The 17,788-nt window shown below is 33.4% G+C and carries 17 protein-coding genes; 1 reads left to right on the top strand and 16 read right to left on the bottom strand.

The window, feature by feature from the left end; genetic code table 11:
* Positions 1–222: 222 nt before the first annotated feature.
* From BUC29_RS14490 to BUC29_RS14480, 3 genes are read right to left on the bottom strand one after another with little or no spacing between them, the layout of a single operon-like run.
* The gene (locus BUC29_RS14490; RefSeq protein ID WP_073416891.1) at positions 223–687 is read right to left on the bottom strand and encodes a DUF1456 family protein; all 465 of its coding nucleotides are present in this window, start codon (positions 685–687) and stop codon (positions 223–225) included.
* Positions 688–729: 42 nt separating this feature from the next.
* Entirely contained in the window at positions 730–1,740 is a 1,011-nt protein-coding gene (locus tag BUC29_RS14485; RefSeq protein ID WP_073416987.1) for a dipeptide epimerase, read from the bottom strand.
* A 14-nt stretch (positions 1,741–1,754) separates the two neighbouring features.
* Positions 1,755–2,549 (bottom strand): alpha/beta hydrolase, encoded by a 795-nt coding sequence (locus tag BUC29_RS14480; RefSeq protein ID WP_073416890.1) that lies wholly within the window; start codon positions 2,547–2,549, stop codon positions 1,755–1,757.
* A 52-nt stretch (positions 2,550–2,601) separates the two neighbouring features.
* Between BUC29_RS14480 and BUC29_RS14475 the strand changes: the two genes are divergently transcribed.
* A complete protein-coding gene (locus BUC29_RS14475; protein WP_073416889.1) occupies positions 2,602–3,003 on the top strand; it encodes an excinuclease ABC subunit B in 402 nt (133 codons plus the stop codon).
* Here BUC29_RS14475 and uvrB read toward each other — a convergent pair.
* From uvrB to trmD, 13 genes are all read right to left on the bottom strand, one after another.
* A complete protein-coding gene (uvrB, locus tag BUC29_RS14470; protein ID WP_073416888.1) occupies positions 3,000–4,991 on the bottom strand; it encodes an excinuclease ABC subunit UvrB in 1,992 nt (663 codons plus the stop codon). The genes BUC29_RS14475 and uvrB overlap by 4 nt on opposite strands.
* 261 nt (positions 4,992–5,252) lie before the next feature.
* Entirely contained in the window at positions 5,253–6,194 is a 942-nt protein-coding gene (locus BUC29_RS14465; RefSeq protein WP_073416887.1) for an alpha/beta fold hydrolase, read from the bottom strand.
* An 87-nt stretch (positions 6,195–6,281) separates the two neighbouring features.
* Positions 6,282–6,512: a uroporphyrinogen decarboxylase gene (locus tag BUC29_RS14460; protein ID WP_073416886.1), complete on the bottom strand. Its 231-nt coding sequence runs from the start codon at positions 6,510–6,512 to the stop codon at positions 6,282–6,284.
* 126 nt (positions 6,513–6,638) lie between these two features.
* A complete protein-coding gene (locus BUC29_RS14455) occupies positions 6,639–7,298 on the bottom strand; it encodes a DUF3800 domain-containing protein (RefSeq protein WP_073416885.1) in 660 nt (219 codons plus the stop codon).
* A 176-nt stretch (positions 7,299–7,474) separates the two neighbouring features.
* On the bottom strand, positions 7,475–8,425 hold the full coding sequence (gene rlmF / locus BUC29_RS14450) for a 23S rRNA (adenine(1618)-N(6))-methyltransferase RlmF (protein ID WP_073416884.1): 951 nt from the start codon (positions 8,423–8,425) through the stop codon (positions 7,475–7,477).
* A gap of 106 nt (positions 8,426–8,531) precedes the next feature.
* Entirely contained in the window at positions 8,532–9,194 is a 663-nt protein-coding gene (locus BUC29_RS14445) for a thiamine diphosphokinase (RefSeq protein ID WP_073416883.1), read from the bottom strand.
* A 94-nt stretch (positions 9,195–9,288) separates the two neighbouring features.
* A complete protein-coding gene (locus BUC29_RS14440) occupies positions 9,289–9,735 on the bottom strand; it encodes a DinB family protein (protein ID WP_073416882.1) in 447 nt (148 codons plus the stop codon).
* A gap of 45 nt (positions 9,736–9,780) precedes the next feature.
* Complete coding sequence (locus tag BUC29_RS14435; RefSeq protein WP_073416881.1) at positions 9,781–10,263, bottom strand: GyrI-like domain-containing protein; 483 nt, start codon at positions 10,261–10,263, stop codon at positions 9,781–9,783.
* A 9-nt stretch (positions 10,264–10,272) separates the two neighbouring features.
* Complete coding sequence (locus tag BUC29_RS14430; protein ID WP_073416880.1) at positions 10,273–11,094, bottom strand: DUF4249 domain-containing protein; 822 nt, start codon at positions 11,092–11,094, stop codon at positions 10,273–10,275.
* 35 nt (positions 11,095–11,129) lie between these two features.
* Complete coding sequence (locus BUC29_RS14425; protein ID WP_073416879.1) at positions 11,130–13,511, bottom strand: TonB-dependent receptor; 2,382 nt, start codon at positions 13,509–13,511, stop codon at positions 11,130–11,132.
* A 134-nt stretch (positions 13,512–13,645) separates the two neighbouring features.
* The gene (locus tag BUC29_RS14420; protein WP_073416878.1) at positions 13,646–15,868 is read right to left on the bottom strand and encodes an NADP-dependent isocitrate dehydrogenase; all 2,223 of its coding nucleotides are present in this window, start codon (positions 15,866–15,868) and stop codon (positions 13,646–13,648) included.
* A gap of 286 nt (positions 15,869–16,154) precedes the next feature.
* On the bottom strand, positions 16,155–16,505 hold the full coding sequence (gene rplS, locus BUC29_RS14415) for a 50S ribosomal protein L19 (protein WP_073416877.1): 351 nt from the start codon (positions 16,503–16,505) through the stop codon (positions 16,155–16,157).
* Positions 16,506–16,720: 215 nt separating this feature from the next.
* On the bottom strand, positions 16,721–17,401 hold the full coding sequence (trmD, locus tag BUC29_RS14410) for a tRNA (guanosine(37)-N1)-methyltransferase TrmD (protein WP_073416876.1): 681 nt from the start codon (positions 17,399–17,401) through the stop codon (positions 16,721–16,723).
* Positions 17,402–17,788: the final 387 nt, after the last annotated feature.

The raw sequence follows: 17,788 nt of genomic DNA, 5'->3' as shown, positions 1-17,788 counted from the left end.
CGCAAAGCTAAATCAATAAATTTTTACGAGTTTTATTTCAGCATAGCCGGTGGTTTCAACCACGGGCTATATTTGAAAATTGGATTATAATTAAGATGTTTTATAGCGAAAAATAATAGCCACGAATTCACGAATTATTTTGATAATAAAATTCGTGAATTCGTGGCTAAAAAAACTTTGCGAACCTTGTGTAATTCTTAGCGCTCTTTGCGGTTAAATAAATTACTTCTTATTCTTTCCGTTTTTGAAAACTACTTTTTCTACAACAGCCGGTTTTCCATTTCCTTTTGGGAATGATTTCTTTTTAGGTTTTCCAGCTGCTGAACCTGATTTTGAAGGACTTTTATCGCCTCTGTATTTTTCTGAATCCTTTGGAGCAGCTTTAAATTCTGGTCTTTCTTTAGAAGTTTCTTTCTTCGGAATTTCTGCTTTATGTTTTGCTAAGACGTCATTTGGATTTTTAGGATTTTCTTTAGTTCCTCTTAAGTGAATAACCAATCCGTTTAAGAAGTTTCTCAAAACCTGATCGCCGCATTCCATATAATTAGGATGATCTTCGGCTCTGAAAAAAGCTCCCAATTCTGATTTTGAAATTCTAAAATCTACCAATTCTAAAATTTCAACTATTTGGTCGTCACGGAGCATTAATGCTACGCGAAGTTTCTTTAATATATCGTTGTTTGTCATTTCTTTATTTTTTACAAAGGTACGTTATTTTAAAAGGAAATTTTAGAATAAAATTACTCCAATTCCGGTTCTTTCAGGATAAATAGTTTCTCCATATTTAATTGTAACACCGCTTGCAATATCTTCTGCCAAAAGCAATGCACCATCCATATCAATATAATCCAGTTCAGGAAGTAAATGTGCAATGGCAGAAATTCCAACCGATGATTCTGTCATACAGCCCACCATTGTTTTTAACTCCAGTTTTTTAGCTTCGGCAATCATTCTTCTTCCCGGAGTTATGCCGCCGCATTTCATCAATTTAATATTTACACCATGAAAATGATTGTAACATTTTGCAACATCTTCTTCTTTAATACAGCTTTCATCGGCAATTATAGGCAAAACGGAATTTTGATAAACTTCGCGATGACCTTTCCAATTATCAGCTTTTAAGGGTTGTTCAATAAACTCAACGTTCAAATTTTTAAACGCTTTTGCATTTTCAAGAGTTTCTTCAACCGTCCAGGCGCAATTGGCATCAACTCTAAAAATAGCATTTGTATGTTTTCGTAATTCGGTTACAATAGCAATATCATTTGGAGTTCCGAGTTTGATTTTATAAATCGGCCACGGAAGTTCTTCCATTTTTTTGACCATATTTTCAATCGTGTCAATTCCGATAGTGTAATTTGTCAACGGATTATGGCTAATATCGTAATTCCATAATTCATATAATTTTTTACCTTTTTTACGAGCGTATAAGTCATTATAAGCGTTATCGAGCGCACATAAAGCGAAAGGATTATTTTTTAAAAACGGAGCAATTTTCGACCAAAATTCTTCTGGGGTTTCATTTGATGTTTCTTCAATCAACGCTCGGATTTGTTCAATATCATTTTGTAGAATTTCAATTGTAATATTATAATATGGATTTGAAGTTGCTTCTCCATATCCAGAAATTCCATTTTCTTCTAATTCTACAATTAAAGAAGGCTGAAAATCGATCGTTTTTCTTGAAATGCGAAACGTATGTTTGAGTTTTAAATCGTAAGCTCTTAAAGTAAGTTTCATAAAATTAAATAGAATTAATAACCCAGCCATTTTACAGCTTCGACAAAATTATCGCGCCATAATTTTTCATTGTGTTCGCCTCCTTTTACAATTTTAGATTTTGTGAGATGAAGGCAGTAACAGCGTTTTGTGTCTAAAAGTTTTTCCATTCTGGTCATATCTTTCACCATTTCATCATCTTCTTTATCTCCGCATAAAAAGTAAAATTTGGTTTTAATTTTAGGCTTCTGTTCGGTAAAAGTATAAATGTCTTTTGTGTACCAAAATGAAGGCGAAAAAACTCCGGCTTTTCCAAAAACTTCAGGATATTTTAGAGCGCCGTAATAAGAAACTAAACCTCCTAGCGAACTTCCGAAAATAATGGTATTTTTTGCTTTTGGTTTCGTTCTGTAATTTTTATCGATATGAGGTTTAAGCGTTTTTACGATAAATTCTAAATAATTGTCGGCATTTCCTCCGCCGTATTTTTCGTTTTTAAAAGGAGTTAATTCTTCAATACGTTTTTCATTTCCATGTTCGATTCCAACAACAATTACCTGCGCTTTTAAACTATCCAGTTTTTCGTCGACATTCCATTCGCCTACAAAAGAAGTTTTAGAATCAAACAAATTTTGAGCATCGTGCATATAAATCACGCTGTATTTTTTGGTCGAGACCGAATAATTTTCAGGAACATAAATCCAGATTTTTTTTGTGGTTTTAAGCTGAGGTGCCTCAATTATAAAAGTTGAAACGTTTTTTGAAGCCGTACTTTGTGCATTTCCGGAAATCATCCAAAGAAATATAATTATGAAAAATCCCCGAATCATTGATTTTGTGTTTTAAGTTTAAAGCAATATTTTAGCTAAAAATAACAAATTGATGAATACCGAAGCACAAAAGAAAAGTTTACTTTTAGAATTGATTGCCTTTTCTACAGTTGATGGGCAATTGCATAAAAGAGAGTATGATTTTTTGTGGTATGTAGCACAAGAATTAAATATTGATTTGGATACTTTTCGCGATTTATTTCATCAGGAAACCAAACCTGTAATTATTAAATCAGAGTTTCAACGTATCCAGCAATTTTACAGATTGGCTTTAATTATGCATTGCGACGGAATTTTGCACGAAAAAGAATCAAAAGCTATCCAGCAGATTGCTATTGAAATGGGTTTAAACCCGAGTGCAGTAAAACGCATTTTGGATTTAATGAAAAAAGCACCAAATGCAATGATTGAACCTAAAGTTTTATTAAGAGTTTTTCAGGAACAACATAACTAAGGTAATTGTTCCTGTAGTTTTTTAATATCATCACGAAGTTTTGCAGCCTGCATAAAATCAAGTTCTTTTGCCGCTTTTTCCATTGATTTTCGTTTTTCTTTAATCAATTTTTCCACTTCAGTTTTTGACATATAAGCCGTTTCCGGTTCTGCTGCTGCAGGTATAGTATGTCCTAACTCGTATTCTACCAACGGATTTTTAGTAAAGGCACTTTCTATTTTTTTGTTTAATGCCTGTGGGGTTATATTATTTTCAACGTTAAAATTGATTTGCTTTGTTCTTCGATAATTGGTTTCGTCGATTGTACGCTGCATACTTGCCGTAATTTTGTCAGCATACATAATGGCTTTTCCGTTTAAATTTCTCGCGGCACGCCCGATAGTTTGAGTTAAAGAACGATGATTTCTTAAAAAACCTTCTTTATCTGCATCCAAAATAGCAACAAGAGAAACTTCGGGTAAATCTAAACCTTCACGAAGTAAGTTTACTCCAATTAAAACATCAAAAATACCTTTTCGTAAATCCTGCATAATTTCGATACGTTCCAGAGTATCTACTTCAGAGTGAATATAACGGCATCGAATACTTACTTTGGTTAAATATTTGGCTAATTCTTCGGCCATTCTTTTGGTCAAAGTTGTTACTAAAACTCTTTCGTCTAATTCGCATCGAACCTGAATTTCTTCGATTAAATCATCAATCTGATTTAAACTTTGGCGTACTTCAATAACTGGATCTAATAATCCTGTTGGACGAATAATCTGTTCGACATAAATTCCATCCGATTTCTGTAATTCATAATCAGCCGGAGTTGCCGAAACATAAATAACCTGATTTTGCAAAGCTTCAAACTCTTCAAATTTCAAAGGTCGGTTATCCATTGCAGCTGGTAATCTGAAGCCATATTCAACCAGATTTTCTTTACGGCTGCGGTCGCCTCCGTACATAGCGTGAACCTGAGAAACTGTTACGTGGCTTTCATCTACAACCATTAAATAATCACTTGGGAAATAATCCAATAAACAGAAAGGTCTAGTTCCGGCTTGTCTTCCGTCGAGATAACGTGAATAATTTTCAATTCCAGAGCAATAACCCAATTCGCGAATCATTTCTAAATCGAAATTGGTTCTTTCTTCCAAACGTTTGGCTTCTAAATGTTTGCCTATTTCTTTAAAATAATCAACTTGTTTAACCAAATCCTGCTGGATTTCCCAAATTGCGCCTTGTAAAACTTCGGGAGAAGTCACAAACATATTGGCCGGATAAATTGTTAATCTTTTAAATTTTTCAATGACTTGAGAGGTCTTAGCATCAAAAGATTCTATTTCTTCTATTTCATCTCCAAAAAAATGTATTCTGTACGCATCGTCAGCATAACTCGGATATACTTCAACCGTATCGCCTTTAATCCTGAATGTTCCCGGATTAAAATCGGCTTCTGTTCTCGCATATAAACTCTGCACCAGACTATGAAGAAGTTTTGTTCTCGAAATAACCTGATCCCGGGTTACTTCAATTACGTTCTTTTTGAATTCTACAGGGTTTCCAATACCGTATAAGCAGGAAACTGATGCTACAACCAAAACATCACGACGCCCGGAAAGAAGGGAAGAAGTAGTGCTTAAACGCATCTTTTCAAGCTCTTCATTGATAGATAAATCTTTTTCGATAAAAACCCCTGTTACAGGCATAAAAGCTTCCGGCTGATAATAGTCGTAGTAAGAAACGAAATATTCAACTGCATTGTTTGGGAAAAACTGTTTGAATTCTGAATACAACTGAGCTGCCAGCGTTTTGTTATGTGCCAAAACCAAAGTAGGGCGCTGTACTTCCTGAATTACATTGGCGACAGTAAATGTTTTTCCAGATCCTGTAACTCCTAATAATGTTTGATATTTTTCTCCGTCGACTACACCTTGTGCGAGTTTTTGTATGGCTTGCGGCTGGTCTCCTTTTGGACTATATTCTGAGGCTACTTGGAAATTCATTTTTTACTGATGAAAAGTTGGTTTTGTAAAGATACAAAGTTTGAGTGCTATAAAAAAGATAAAATAGACGTTGATTTGTATAGTCCCTACGGGACAATTTGTAGGCGACGATATTTTGTTTTCTACCAATATTTAATCTCTACGAGATATTTCTAGTCATTGGCTATTCCTTAAAGAAAGTTATCTCGTAGAGATTAAATATTGGTAGAAAACAATTGTTGTTATATTTTAAAATTGTCCCGTAGGGACTATACATTCCTGTTATTCTAAAAAATTAATAACAGCGTCATTCGTGATTTTTGGCTGATCGATGGTTAAAAAATGCCCTGCATCTTTTACGATTTGGGTTTTGCTGTTTGCTAAATGTTTTTTTGCCCGTTCTAAACTTTCTTCTGAATTAATAACATCTTTATCTCCAATTAAAACCAAAACGGGATTTTTTATAGATTCTAATTCTTTATCTGAAAAAGGCGTCATTTTTAGCATACTCGAATTTGATTTAGCATATTTATTAGCCAAATAAAATTGTCTGTTATAGACAGGACTTATTTTTTCCGGATGCGTAGAAAATGCTTTTAATGTTTTGCTGAATTTCTTTTCGCTAGGAAAAAGTTTTAACATTAAAGCAGCTGATGTTTTTCTGGGTTTATCAATAAATTTAAATGTCTGCGCCGGACTTAATAAAACCATTTTATCAATAGGATTTGATTTTTGCGTCGCCAATAATGTTGCAATCCAGCCCCCGCGGGAAGCGCCAATTATATCGAATTTCTTTAATTTATAATGATCGAAAATTTCGTTGTACCAAACCACAATTTCCTCAGACGAAAGTGGTTTTGCTGTTAAGTTAGATTTGTTGGGTTCCATTATAAAATCAATGGCATAAATACGATGATTTTTTGCTAAGGTTTTTATATTGGGATACCACATTGTAGAACTGGCGTCCATTCCGTGCAGTAAAACTAAATCTTTTCCGTTTTTTGGCCCGGCAATAATAACATGCGCAGTTCCGAAGCTTGTTTTTACATTTTCCTCGGTATAAGGAATATCCCAAAGTTTTAAAGCTTTGTTGTAAGCGGTTTGATATTTTTGTTCTTCAGTTTTGGTTTTAAAAACATAATCTTCAAATTTCACTTTTTTGGTTGAAGAGCAGCTTGCAGCTAAGAACAAAATAATAACTAATCTGGAGTATAATTTTAACATCGTAATCTAATTTTGAAGCTTAAAGTTACGATTATAGTAAATCAAGTAATTATCAAAATTTTGGTTTAAAATATCATAATTATAATATTATGGTTTTTTTGAAGTCAAATGATAGATCTGAACAAAAGACAAAATTGCATTTGGAATTATAATCGGTAAAAGCCATTGATTGAAATCTCTGTAATCTTTCAAAAAGATGCCGTAAACTACAAAACAAACGCAGCCGAATAAGTTTATGAGTCGTATTGTTTTAAGGTCTTTCAACAAAAAACCTCCAACAATAAAAACAGATGCGAGATAACCAATATATTCTGCCATGATCTTGATATTTAATAGTTTATATTAAATGTAGCAAAACGAGATAATAAAATCAAGAACTGTAAAGAAAATCAGTGATATGGATTGCCTTGATTTCTTTTTTTTGTAGAAAATGATAAATGTTCTTTAGAAATATAATTTCTTTTCTAAAAATCTCTCTTTCGCAAAATTTATCAGAATATCATAAGCACTGGATTCATTGTCTTCATGATGTCTCCATATAAAATTTGCATACCAATCAGCAAACCATATCATTTTATTATGTGTACTTTCTACAAATTCACACGAAATATCTATATTTATTCCACTTCCCCAGATTTCTGTTTTTATGTAATCTGGGAAACTGTGGCCATGACTAACCTTTATAGTTCTTTTATCTAAAACAATTTCTACATTATCATATTGAATAATTTCAGGCTTAAGCAGCAATCCAAGGACATAATTGTAAAAGATATTTTTATCCTTTCTTAACGAATCAAAAACTTTTAATTTATTTACTGTAATTGAAATTATTTTAAAGGAATTACTCTTTGAAATTATCTTATTCGTTATTTGCGAAGTAATAAAGGCACAATGTTCAGGAATAAAGTTTGCTCCTTTTTTTTCAATATTGGGAGTCAGATTATATTTTTTGTAAATATCAGAGAGAAAGCGAGAAATATATTTTTCATCTTCATTAGAGATAATGAGAGCTGTAATAGTGATAAATTTACTTGAGCCGCCATGTCTGTTTGGTTTATCTAGCTTCCAGCCTAAATCACCACTTTCATCAATATATATTTTCATGCCATAAAAAAAAGGGCTAAGAAGCCCTTTGGTATTTTAAAAATAGCCCCTAAAAACGATGTATTCAAAATACATTTATGGTAGATGTTTCACCGCCACGTTGACTCAGGAATTACCTATCTAATGGTGCAAATATAAGAATAAAAATTAATAAATTTAATTTTGTAAGATTATTATTAAATTTTAAAAGATTTTTGCTGCACTTTATCTAAAAAACTCCACGCCACAATACGGCTGTTTTTCTGTCCTTGTGACATTTCTATTGTTTTAACTTCAACAGCATTTACTTTTTTCAATGTTTTATAAATCGAAGAAAGATTTTCTTTTTTAGAAACTAAAGTTGTAAACCACAAAACCTGTGAAGCATATTTTACACTTTCGTAAATCATTTGTGTAATGAAGCCAATTTCACCGCCATTGCACCACAATTCAGTATTTTGTCCTCCAAAGTTTAAAACCGGATTTGAAGTTTTCTTTTCCTTTGGATTTAAATTCGAAACTTTTCTGGAAGTGCCTTTATTAGCTTCTTCTGCCAATGCATGAAAAGGCGGATTACATATTGTAAATGCAAATCGGTCTTCAGGAATTATGATGTTTTTGAAAATAAAACGAGGTTCTGTCTGTTGTTGTAAACTGATTGCATCGGTTAATTTCGAATTGGCTTCAATAATTTTGCTGCAGTTTTCAATTGCTTTTTTGTCAATATCAGTTCCAACAAAAGTCCATTTATAAATTGAATTTCCTAATATCGGATAAATCAAATTTGAACCTGTTCCGATATCTAATCCCATAACAGAATTTCCTTTCGGAATTTGATTGTTGTTTGTTTCTGCTAATAAATCAGCTATATAATGGATATAATCTGCACGTCCTGGAATTGGCGGACAAAGATAATTTTTGGGAATATCCCAGTTTTGAATGTCGTAATAAGTCTGCAATAAAGCTTTGTTTAAAGTTTTTACAGCAAGCGGATTACTGAAATCAATGGTTTCGACTCCGTATTTATTGATGGAAATAAAAGCTTTTAAATCTGGACAATTTGATATAAGAAGTTCAAAATCATATCGGGAACGATGAAGATTTCTTGGATGTAAATTGTCTTTTTGGGAATTGTTTTCTGCTTTCATTTTTATTAATTTCTGTGCAAAGATAGTTATTCCATTTTTGGAAATAAATCTTTGCGTAAACCGGATTGAAATCCGGTTCTACAATATAAACCAAGCTTATAGCTCTTTAATCAAAACATTCCATTAATAACAAATCACCGTTTCTATGGTTAATGGTTACCAAACCATCATTTTCTACAGAATTACTACTTCCGGTTCTGTAGCCCATTGTTAAGGTATCATTTTGCAAAGGATATTTTAAATTGGTAGAATAAATTCCGTTTACAACACCAATTGGAATTAAAGAAATTGGCGTTTTTGCCGTATACCATTTTTCGAATTTCGTTGGCAGTAAAAATATTTTTGAATGATCGTCGAGAATTACAATTTTAAGTAAATCGCGGTAACGAACAATATTGGTAAGATTGGTAATCGTATGATCGGCACGTTTTCCGGTTGCCCAAACTACGTTTACGGCAGGAATTTTTCTATCGACTAAATAATCAAAAGCTTTTTCTAAATCAGTTTTGTCCTGATCTGGTGTGTGAACAATTTCTAGAGGATATTGTGAAGTTTTATAGATTTCGGGATCAAAACCTCTGTCAAAATCTCCTAATAAAACATCGACTTTAATACCCAGTTCAATAACTCTTTCTATAGCCGAATCTAATACAATTACCAGCGGCGACCATTCTAATAACTGTCCTAATAATTCAGGATCACAAGCTGCTCCGTTTGCAATTATTAAAGCGGGTTCCTGATCGTCGCGAACTATATGGTGTGATGACATGTGAGTTTTTTTGAATGTTGTGCAAAGGTACGGTTTACCATTGTAGATTTTAGATTTTAGATTTCTGATTTTAGATTTTTTGGGAATCTTTAAACTAAAAATCTAATAGTCTTCTATGATAATTGATTTGTCCTAGATGATAAGCTAAATGAGTAGAAAGATGAATTAAGAAAAATCCAGTTGTCATTTCTTTTTCGAAAACAATTTGCGGATATATAGCATTAAGATCTTCTTCTTTTAAAGTGTTAAGTGCATTATTTACAACAATAATGGTGTTTTCAATCTTCTCGATTAATTCTGATTTTGAAATATCTTTTAGAGAAAATTCTAAAGGACGATTTCGGATATATCCTGTTTTTCCAATTTCTGCGCCAATATAAGTATTCAGATTTCCAATTAAATGAAGACAGAGGTTTCCTGCAGAATTTGAAATGTTTTTATCAACTGCCCAAATTTGTTTTTCAAATTCGTATGATTCGATTTCAAATTTAAGTTTATTTAAATCCCTGTTTAAAAGCGTTTTTAAGGTTTCGATTACCATTGTTTTTTTAGCTGTAAGTTAAGAAGAATATTGCGCGGGAGGGAATTAATCTCTATTTTTTATCGGAATCCAGATTTCTTCTTCAGAATCAGGATCGTCTTTTTTATATTTATGATCCATTACCGCAAAATGCGGCCTGTCATCAACAGTATATTTCGAATTAGGAAGCCATTCTGCAAAAATTGTATGATAGGTTTTATGTCCTTCTGATGCAGGGCCGTAATGTATAAAAACTGCATATAAACCATCAGGAATAAGTAAAGTTTCCATTTCATCTGGCACATCTTCGTAATTCTGCACTTCTACAGCAGCCCATTTTTGAAATGTTTTATTTGGATCGAAATTATCAAAATGCCCATTAGAGAAAACTTCCAGCGAATACAAATTATCATTAACTGTATTTCGAATCACTTTGCGTTTTGGCATAAAACCGCTCCATAGCTGAAATGTTTTGTTTTCTGTAAAAGACATTTCAATATATTTTCCTATTAGTTTTTTCTCTGCTAAAGTTTCAATTCTGGCTTCCATTTTTTTAATTTATTGAATTTTAAATTTTTGAGTCACACTTTCGCTAAGCGAAAAATAACCAAGCGGATAATTTGCTTTATCAGTTGTATTGATGATATTTCCTCTTACAGTTGCCGGCGGCGATTGAAAAGGTCCGCCAACATTACTTCCGGCAATACTTACTAAAATATTCATATAGTTGTAGTATTGTTTTGAAATTCCATAATGTGTTATTTCTATTTCATCTCCGGGTTTCAATTCATCATCGTCAGAAACACTAAAGAATTCATTTCCCTGGAAAAACTTATCTTCATCGGCATAAAAATTTGATGTTACTTTATTTGAGTAAACATATTTATACAAATAGTAATTATCTGCATCGGCTGGATCATTATAATAAGCCCTTACTTCTATATCTTCTCCGGTAAATCCACCTTCGTTATTTTGTTCAATTCGTGTAATCGGTGCAACAGATTTTAAAGTTTCGACTGCTGTATAAGTATTTCCGCCGCTCACTACTGTTAAAGTGTAGGTTTCGTCAATTTTTGGTACAAAATTATTGCAGATGTAGCGTCCTGTTTTTTGAACTTCGGTAAAATTAAATTGTTGGTTTTCGCTATTTCGAATATATATTACAGCTCCGGAAACAGTTGGAATTTTTTCCTGAAAATAACCTGTTGTGGTAGTTAACTTTATAGATTGCTGTTTTCCGGTAGTACCTTTTTGCCAGCTTATAGCTGCTTCTATAACCAATTTTGGAGGAGCAGTATCCAAATCAACATCAACAACATCTTCACAACTTGTGGAGAAAACCGATATAAATAAAACCATTAATGCGATTGCTTTTTTCATGATATATCTTTTTATTTTCTTTACAGAAATGAATTTTAAAATTTGAAATTATAACTAACGGCAGGCACGATTCCGAAGATTGATAATCGAACGGCTTCATTTAATCCTGTATCAGCATTTTGTCTAAAATTAATTGAGGCTGCATTGCTGCGGTTGTATAAATTGTAAATACTAAAAACCCATTCAGCTTTCCACTTTCGGTCTTTATTATTTCTTGGTGTTAAAGTTGCAGAAACATCTAAATGATGATAAGCAGGAAGACGATTTTCATTTCGCAGACCATAACTCGGAACCGTGATTCCTAAATACTCATATTGTCCGTTTGGATATGTAACCGGCTGACCTGACTGCAAAGCGAAGTTAGCTCCAAAAGACCATTTTTCGTTTAAATTATAAGCCGATGTTATGGCTAAATTATGTGTTTTGTCGTAAGCAGAACTGTACCATTCTCCGTTGTTGATTCCGGTTTCTTCAGGAGTTCTTCCCGGAGTCTGCTGTTCCGATTTTGATAACGTGTATGAAACCCAGCCGTTAAATTTGCCTTCGTTTTTCTTAAGCATAATTTCTAAACCATAAGCGCGCATTCTTCCGTTTAAAATAACTTGTTCGATGGCATTATTGGCAATTAAATCAGCCCCGTCAATATAATCGAGTCTGTTTTGAATTTTTTTGTAAAAACTTTCAACTTCAAGAGAATAGGCACCATCTTTAATATTTCTGAAATATCCCAGCGCCACCTGATCTGCAATTTGTGGTTTAATGTAATTATCACTCGGCATCCAGACATCAAGCGGAGTAGGAGATGAGGTGTTTGAAATTAACTGCAGATACTGCGCCATTCGATTATAACTCGCTTTTATAGACTGATCGTTATTTAATTGGTAAGAAACAGAAAGTCTGGGTTCGAGATTATTATAATCCTGAATTACTTTGTTTTTGCCAAAATATTTTGTTGAAGTTGGTGTTCCTTTTTCATAAATCTGCATATCGGTATTAAAAATAACCGGACTATTATTGTCGTAATAATTTATGGTCGAAGAACCTAAACGATAAAATAAACTGTATCGTAATCCATAAGCGAGTGTTATTCTTTTCGAAAGCTGATTTTCGGCATCTAAATAAACTGAAGGTTCAAATGCGTATTTTTTGTCTAATTGATCCGGATTAATTCCTGATTCATTATTACTAGGTATAATGGTTCCCGGATTAAAATCGTAGTATATTCCGTTTACACCATAATTAAGTTTAAATTTATCTGAAATATAATGTTTGAAATCGTATTTGATATTATAGTTTTGAATTCCCGAATCCCATTTAAAACCAACATAATCCAAGTCGAGGCCATAATAATAATCGCTGTAAATCAGAGATAAATTGGAGAAAAGTTTATCAGAATACAGGTGATTCCAACGCAGGTTTAAAGTGGAATTTCCGTAAATATTGGTAAAACTTTTATTTAAGCTAAAAACGTCACGGCCAAAATATCCCGATAAATACAAATTGTTATTGTCATTTAATTTATAACTCAATTTTGCGTTCAAATCATAGAAATACGCCGAGTTATCTTTGTTTTTTTCGGATAGTTTTAAAAATAAATGGGCATAAGATCCTCTTCCACCAATTAAAAAAGAACCTTTGTCTTTTACAATTGGACCTTCAATCAAAAGTCGGCTCGAAACCAAACCAATTCCACCGTTTACATGAAAATCTTTACTGCTTCCGTCTTTTTGGTAAATATCCAAAACCGAAGATGCCCTTCCTCCAAAACGTGCCGGAATTCCGCCTTTATACAATTTTAAATCTTTGATGGCATCCGGGTTAAAAACCGAGAAAAAACCAAAAACGTGCGATGAATTAAAAATTGTTGCTTCGTCTAACAAAATTAAATTTTGGTCTGCGCCGCCGCCGCGAACATTAAATCCCGATGCGCCTTCGCCAGCATTCGTAACTCCCGGAAGTAATAATATTGATTTTAAAACATCGACTTCACCTAAAACTACGGGCATTTTTTTAATGGTTGAAATAGAGAGTTTGTTCACGCTCATTTCGGGCGATTTGATATTTATTTTTCCTTTATTATCTGTAATCACAACTTCCTGAAGTTCTTCACCGCTTTCGCTGATAGAAAAATTATTCTTGGTGTTTTGATTTAAAAAAATAGTTTGCTGAATAGTTTGATAACCAACATAACTGATTTCAATTTGATGTTCGCCTTTTGGAAGCGTAATAGAATAAAAACCGTATTCGTTTGTTGTAGTTCCGATTTTTAATGTCGGCATATAAATGTTGACACCAATTAAGGTTTCATTATTTTTAGAATCTTTTATGGTACCGCTTAGCGTAAATTTTTCCTGAGAAAAAGAATTTAAAGTCGTAAAGATAATAATTAGAAAAAAACTGATTTTTTTTAGAATCATCGTGCTGGTTTTGATATACATAGATACTAATTCTTGCTAAATATTACGGGCGAACTTTTGTTAAACATAAGTTAAGAATAAAAAAAGGACAACCTTGTGAGTTGTCCTTTTCATATTTATAAAAACGCTATGCGTTATTTGATTTTAGCAATAATAGAATTAAATGTTTCACTAGGACGCATTGCTTTGCTTACTAGCTCTGGTGTTGGCTGATAGTATCCGCCAATGTTTTGAGCTTTTCCTTGCGCACCAATTAATTCAGCATCGATTTTAGCTTCGTTTGCTTCAAACTCTGCAGCTATTGGAGTAAAGATCGCTTTTAATTCAGCATCTTTAGTTTGAGCAGCAAGAGCCTGAGCCCAATAGAAAGCTAAATAGAAATGAGATCCACGGTTGTCAATTTGACCCACTTTACGAGCAGGAGATTTATCGTTTGCTAAGAATTTATCGTTTGCCTGATCTAAAGTCTCAGATAAAACAATTGCTTTAGAGTTGTTTAAAGTTTGTCCTAAATGTTCTAATGAAGCACCAAGAGCTAAAAATTCTCCTAATGAATCCCAACGTAAATAACCTTCTTCTGTAAATTGCTCAACGTGTTTAGGAGCAGAACCTCCAGCACCAGTTTCGAACAATCCACCACCGTTCATTAACGGAACGATAGATAACATTTTTGCAGAAGTTCCTAACTCTAAAATTGGGAATAAATCTGTTAAGTAATCACGTAAAACGTTTCCAGTTACAGAGATAGTATCTAAACCTTTGATAATTCTGTCTAAAGTAAATTCAGTTGCAGCAATTGGATTTAAGATGCGGATATCTAAGTTTGTAGTATCGTAGTCTTTAAGGTATTTTTGAACTTTTACGATCAATTCTCTGTCGTGCGCTCTGTTTTCGTCTAACCAGAAAACTGCAGGAGTATCAGATAAACGAGCTCTGTTTACAGCTAGTTTAACCCAGTCCTGAATAGGAGCGTCTTTTGCCTGACACATTCTGAAAATATCGTTTGCTTCAACGTTTTGTTCCATTAAAACATTTCCGTTTGTATCAACAACACGAACAACTCCGTCAGCTTTCATTTGGAAAGTTTTGTCGTGAGATCCGTATTCTTCTGCTTTTTGAGCCATTAATCCAACGTTAGGAACACTTCCCATTGTTTTAGGATCAAAAGCACCGTGTTTTTTACAGAAATCGATAGTTGCTGTATAAACTCCGGCATAAGATCTATCTGGAATAACTGCGAATGTATCTTGAGCTTTTCCTTCTTTGTTCCACATTTGACCAGAAGTACGAATCATTGCCGGCATAGAAGCATCAACAATTACGTCTGAAGGAACGTGTAAGTTTGTAATTCCCTTATCAGAATTAACCATTGCCAAAGCTGGTCCGTTTGCGATTGCCTGATCGATAGCAGCTTCAACTTCTGCCTGCTCAGGTCTTCCGGCAATTTTAGCGTAGATATCGCCTAAACCGTTTCTGGTATCAACGTTTAATTCAGCGAATAAAGATGCGTATTTTTTGAAAACATCTGCAAAGTATACTTCAACGATAGCGCCAAAGATAATTGGATCAGAAACTTTCATCATTGTAGCTTTTAAGTGTACAGAAAGTAAAACTCCTGCAGCTTTAGCTTCTGCAATAACATCAGCAGCGAAAGCTTTTAATTTATTTACACTTAAAACAGAACTATCGATAATTTCGCCTGCTTTAAGCGGAGTACTTGCTTTTAAGACAGTTGTAGTTCCGTCTTTAGCAACGAATTCAATTTTTACATCATTTGCTTCAGCAACAGTAAGTGATTTTTCACTTCCGTAGAAATCACCGCCTGACATAGAAGCCACCTTAGTTTTTGAGTCAGCAGACCATGCACCCATTGAGTGTGGATTAGCTTTTGCAAAGTTTTTAACAGCCCTTGGCGCTCTACGGTCAGAGTTTCCTTCACGTAAAACCGGGTTTACAGCAGAACCTAATACTTTTGCATATTTTGCTTTAATTTCCTTTTCAACATCGTTTTGCGGATCTTCAGGATAATTTGGAACATTATAACCATGAGATTGTAATTCAGCAATAGCAGCTTTTAATTGCGGTACAGATGCTGAAATGTTTGGTAATTTGATAATGTTAGCTTCTGGCTGAGTTGCTAATTGACCAAGTTCTGCCAAAGCATCGCCTGTTTTTTGAGCATCTGTTAAAGACTCAGGAAAGTTAGATAAAATTCTTCCTGCTAAAGAGATGTCTCTGGTTTCGATAGCAATACCAGCTGTAGAAGTAAAAGCTTGAACAATAGGTAATAGAGAATAAGTCGCTAATAATGGCGCCTCATCAGTTAAGGTGTAAAAAATTTTTGAATTCTGTGTCATTTTTTCTTTTTTTTTATAATCGTGTCGTCACAAGAATGGCGATGTAAAAGGTATTTGTGAGCTCAAAAAAAGAGCGGAGCAAATATAATAAAAACAGTCCGAAAACGGTGTAGTTTTACTTTTAAATGAATGAATTATCAGATTGTTATTTCGTGCTCTTTAAATTGTCAAATCGATGATTTTGCTATTAAAAAATTACAGTTTTAATACTCTGAACAAAAAAGGCATAAAAAAAACTCGTTTCAAATGGTATGAAACGAGTTTTTTGTAACAATTAGATAAATGATTATCTTCTTTTATCTTTAATCTTAGCTTTTTTACCAGTAAGTTCTCTGAAGTAGAAAATTCTAGCTCTACGTACAGCACCTTTCTTATTGATTTCAATTTTTTGTAAAGCTGGTAAGTTAACTGGGAAGATACGCTCTACACCAACTGCTCCAGACATTTTACGAATTGTGAAAGTTTCTGTTGTTCCAGAACCTCTTCTTTGGATAACAACTCCTTTAAAGAACTGAGTTCTTGTTTTTTCACCCTCTTTAATTTCGTAGAAAACCGTGATAGTGTCTCCAGCTCCGAAATCTGGGAAATCTTTTTTAGCAACGAATTCGTTTTGAACGAACTTTAATAAATCTGCCATGATAATTTTATGATTATAGTTTATTTAGAGCAACATTCACGTATTTCGCCAGAGGTTGGTCTAATTCGGGTGCAAATGTAAAAAATAATTATAAATTATGAATTATAAATTGAAAATTATTTTTGGTTTGTTTTGTTTCAAGTTTCAGGTTTAAAGTTGTTGCTATCGAGAGTTTTAACTTGAAACAAAAATAACTTTAAACTTGAAACAAAATTTTATTGTCCTTCCAGTAAATCCGGACGTCTGTTTTTTGTATGTTCGTATGCGGCATCCTCACGCCATTTATCAATTTTGGCAGCGTGTCCGCTGGTTAAAACTTCGGGAACTTTCCATCCTTTGTAGTCTGCAGGTCTTGTATATATAGGTCCTGAAAGTAAATTGTCCTGAAAACTATCGGTTAATGCTGAGGTCTCGTCACTTAAAACACCAGGAATTAAACGAATTAAAGCATCAGATAGCACTAAAGCGCCTAATTCTCCTCCTGATAAAACATAATCGCCAATCGAAATTTCTTTAGTAATAAAATGATCTCTCACACGCTGATCAACACCTTTATAATGTCCGCATAAAATAATAATGTTTTCATACATCGACATTTTGTTGGCCATTTTTTGGTTTAAAGTTTCACCGTCAGGAGACATATATATGATTTCGTCATATTCACGCTGACTTTTTAAGTGCGTAATACAATCATCAATAGGCTGAATTGTCATCACCATTCCGGCGCCGCCGCCAAACGGATAATCATCTACACTTTTTTGTCTGTTTGTGCTATAATCACGCAGGTTATGAAAATGTACTTCTACTAATCCTTTGTCAATGGCACGTTTCATAATTGATGCTTCAAAAGGGCTTCTTAGTAATTCCGGTAAAAGTGTAATAATGTCAATTCGCATTTTTTCTTCAATAATTTGGTGCAAAGATACAAAGTTAAAAATGAAGATGTAAAATGTATAGTCCCTACGGGACAAAAAATCTGCGCGGTCAAAATTTTTCTACCGATATTTTGTTCCTAGCGGAACTTTTTGTTTTGATGAATCGTGAAATGCATTTTTTGTTATTGTAGCCCCTACGGGACAAATAAATTTGGTCAAAATTTTTCTACCGATATTTTGTTCCTGCGGAACTTTTTGTTTTGATGAATCGTGAAATGCATTTTTTGTTATTGTAGTCCCTATGGGACAAATAAATTTGGTCAGAAATCTTTTCTACCGATATTTTGTTCCTAGCGGAACAATTTTTTGATTTGGTAAAATTGTAAATCGAAATTTTTATTTCAAATC

Source organism: Flavobacterium defluvii (assembly GCF_900129555.1).
GTDB lineage: Bacteria > Bacteroidota > Bacteroidia > Flavobacteriales > Flavobacteriaceae > Flavobacterium > Flavobacterium defluvii.
The sequence above is the reverse complement of the archived record's forward strand: the minus strand, read 5'-3'. Positions and strand labels throughout refer to the sequence as shown.

Excerpts from the sequence above, each read along its gene's own strand:
- BUC29_RS14445 (WP_073416883.1), bottom strand. The coding sequence starts at position 9,194 with ATGTCATCACACCATATAGTTCGCGACGATCAGGAACCCGCTTTAATA.
- BUC29_RS14490 (WP_073416891.1), bottom strand. The coding sequence starts at position 687 with ATGACAAACAACGATATATTAAAGAAACTTCGCGTAGCATTAATGCTC.
- BUC29_RS14430 (WP_073416880.1), bottom strand. The coding sequence starts at position 11,094 with ATGAAAAAAGCAATCGCATTAATGGTTTTATTTATATCGGTTTTCTCC.
- BUC29_RS14420 (WP_073416878.1), bottom strand. The coding sequence starts at position 15,868 with ATGACACAGAATTCAAAAATTTTTTACACCTTAACTGATGAGGCGCCA.
- BUC29_RS14465 (WP_073416887.1), bottom strand. The coding sequence starts at position 6,194 with ATGTTAAAATTATACTCCAGATTAGTTATTATTTTGTTCTTAGCTGCA.
- BUC29_RS14435 (WP_073416881.1), bottom strand. The coding sequence starts at position 10,263 with ATGGAAGCCAGAATTGAAACTTTAGCAGAGAAAAAACTAATAGGAAAA.
- rplS (WP_073416877.1), bottom strand. The coding sequence starts at position 16,505 with ATGGCAGATTTATTAAAGTTCGTTCAAAACGAATTCGTTGCTAAAAAA.
- BUC29_RS14460 (WP_073416886.1), bottom strand. The coding sequence starts at position 6,512 with ATGGCAGAATATATTGGTTATCTCGCATCTGTTTTTATTGTTGGAGGT.
- BUC29_RS14480 (WP_073416890.1), bottom strand. The coding sequence starts at position 2,549 with ATGATTCGGGGATTTTTCATAATTATATTTCTTTGGATGATTTCCGGA.
- BUC29_RS14455 (WP_073416885.1), bottom strand. The coding sequence starts at position 7,298 with ATGAAAATATATATTGATGAAAGTGGTGATTTAGGCTGGAAGCTAGAT.
- BUC29_RS14485 (WP_073416987.1), bottom strand. The coding sequence starts at position 1,740 with ATGAAACTTACTTTAAGAGCTTACGATTTAAAACTCAAACATACGTTT.
- trmD (WP_073416876.1), bottom strand. The coding sequence starts at position 17,401 with ATGCGAATTGACATTATTACACTTTTACCGGAATTACTAAGAAGCCCT.
- rlmF (WP_073416884.1), bottom strand. The coding sequence starts at position 8,425 with ATGAAAGCAGAAAACAATTCCCAAAAAGACAATTTACATCCAAGAAAT.
- uvrB (WP_073416888.1), bottom strand. The coding sequence starts at position 4,991 with ATGAATTTCCAAGTAGCCTCAGAATATAGTCCAAAAGGAGACCAGCCG.
- BUC29_RS14475 (WP_073416889.1), top strand. The coding sequence starts at position 2,602 with ATGAATACCGAAGCACAAAAGAAAAGTTTACTTTTAGAATTGATTGCC.
- BUC29_RS14440 (WP_073416882.1), bottom strand. The coding sequence starts at position 9,735 with ATGGTAATCGAAACCTTAAAAACGCTTTTAAACAGGGATTTAAATAAA.
- BUC29_RS14425 (WP_073416879.1), bottom strand. The coding sequence starts at position 13,511 with ATGATTCTAAAAAAAATCAGTTTTTTTCTAATTATTATCTTTACGACT.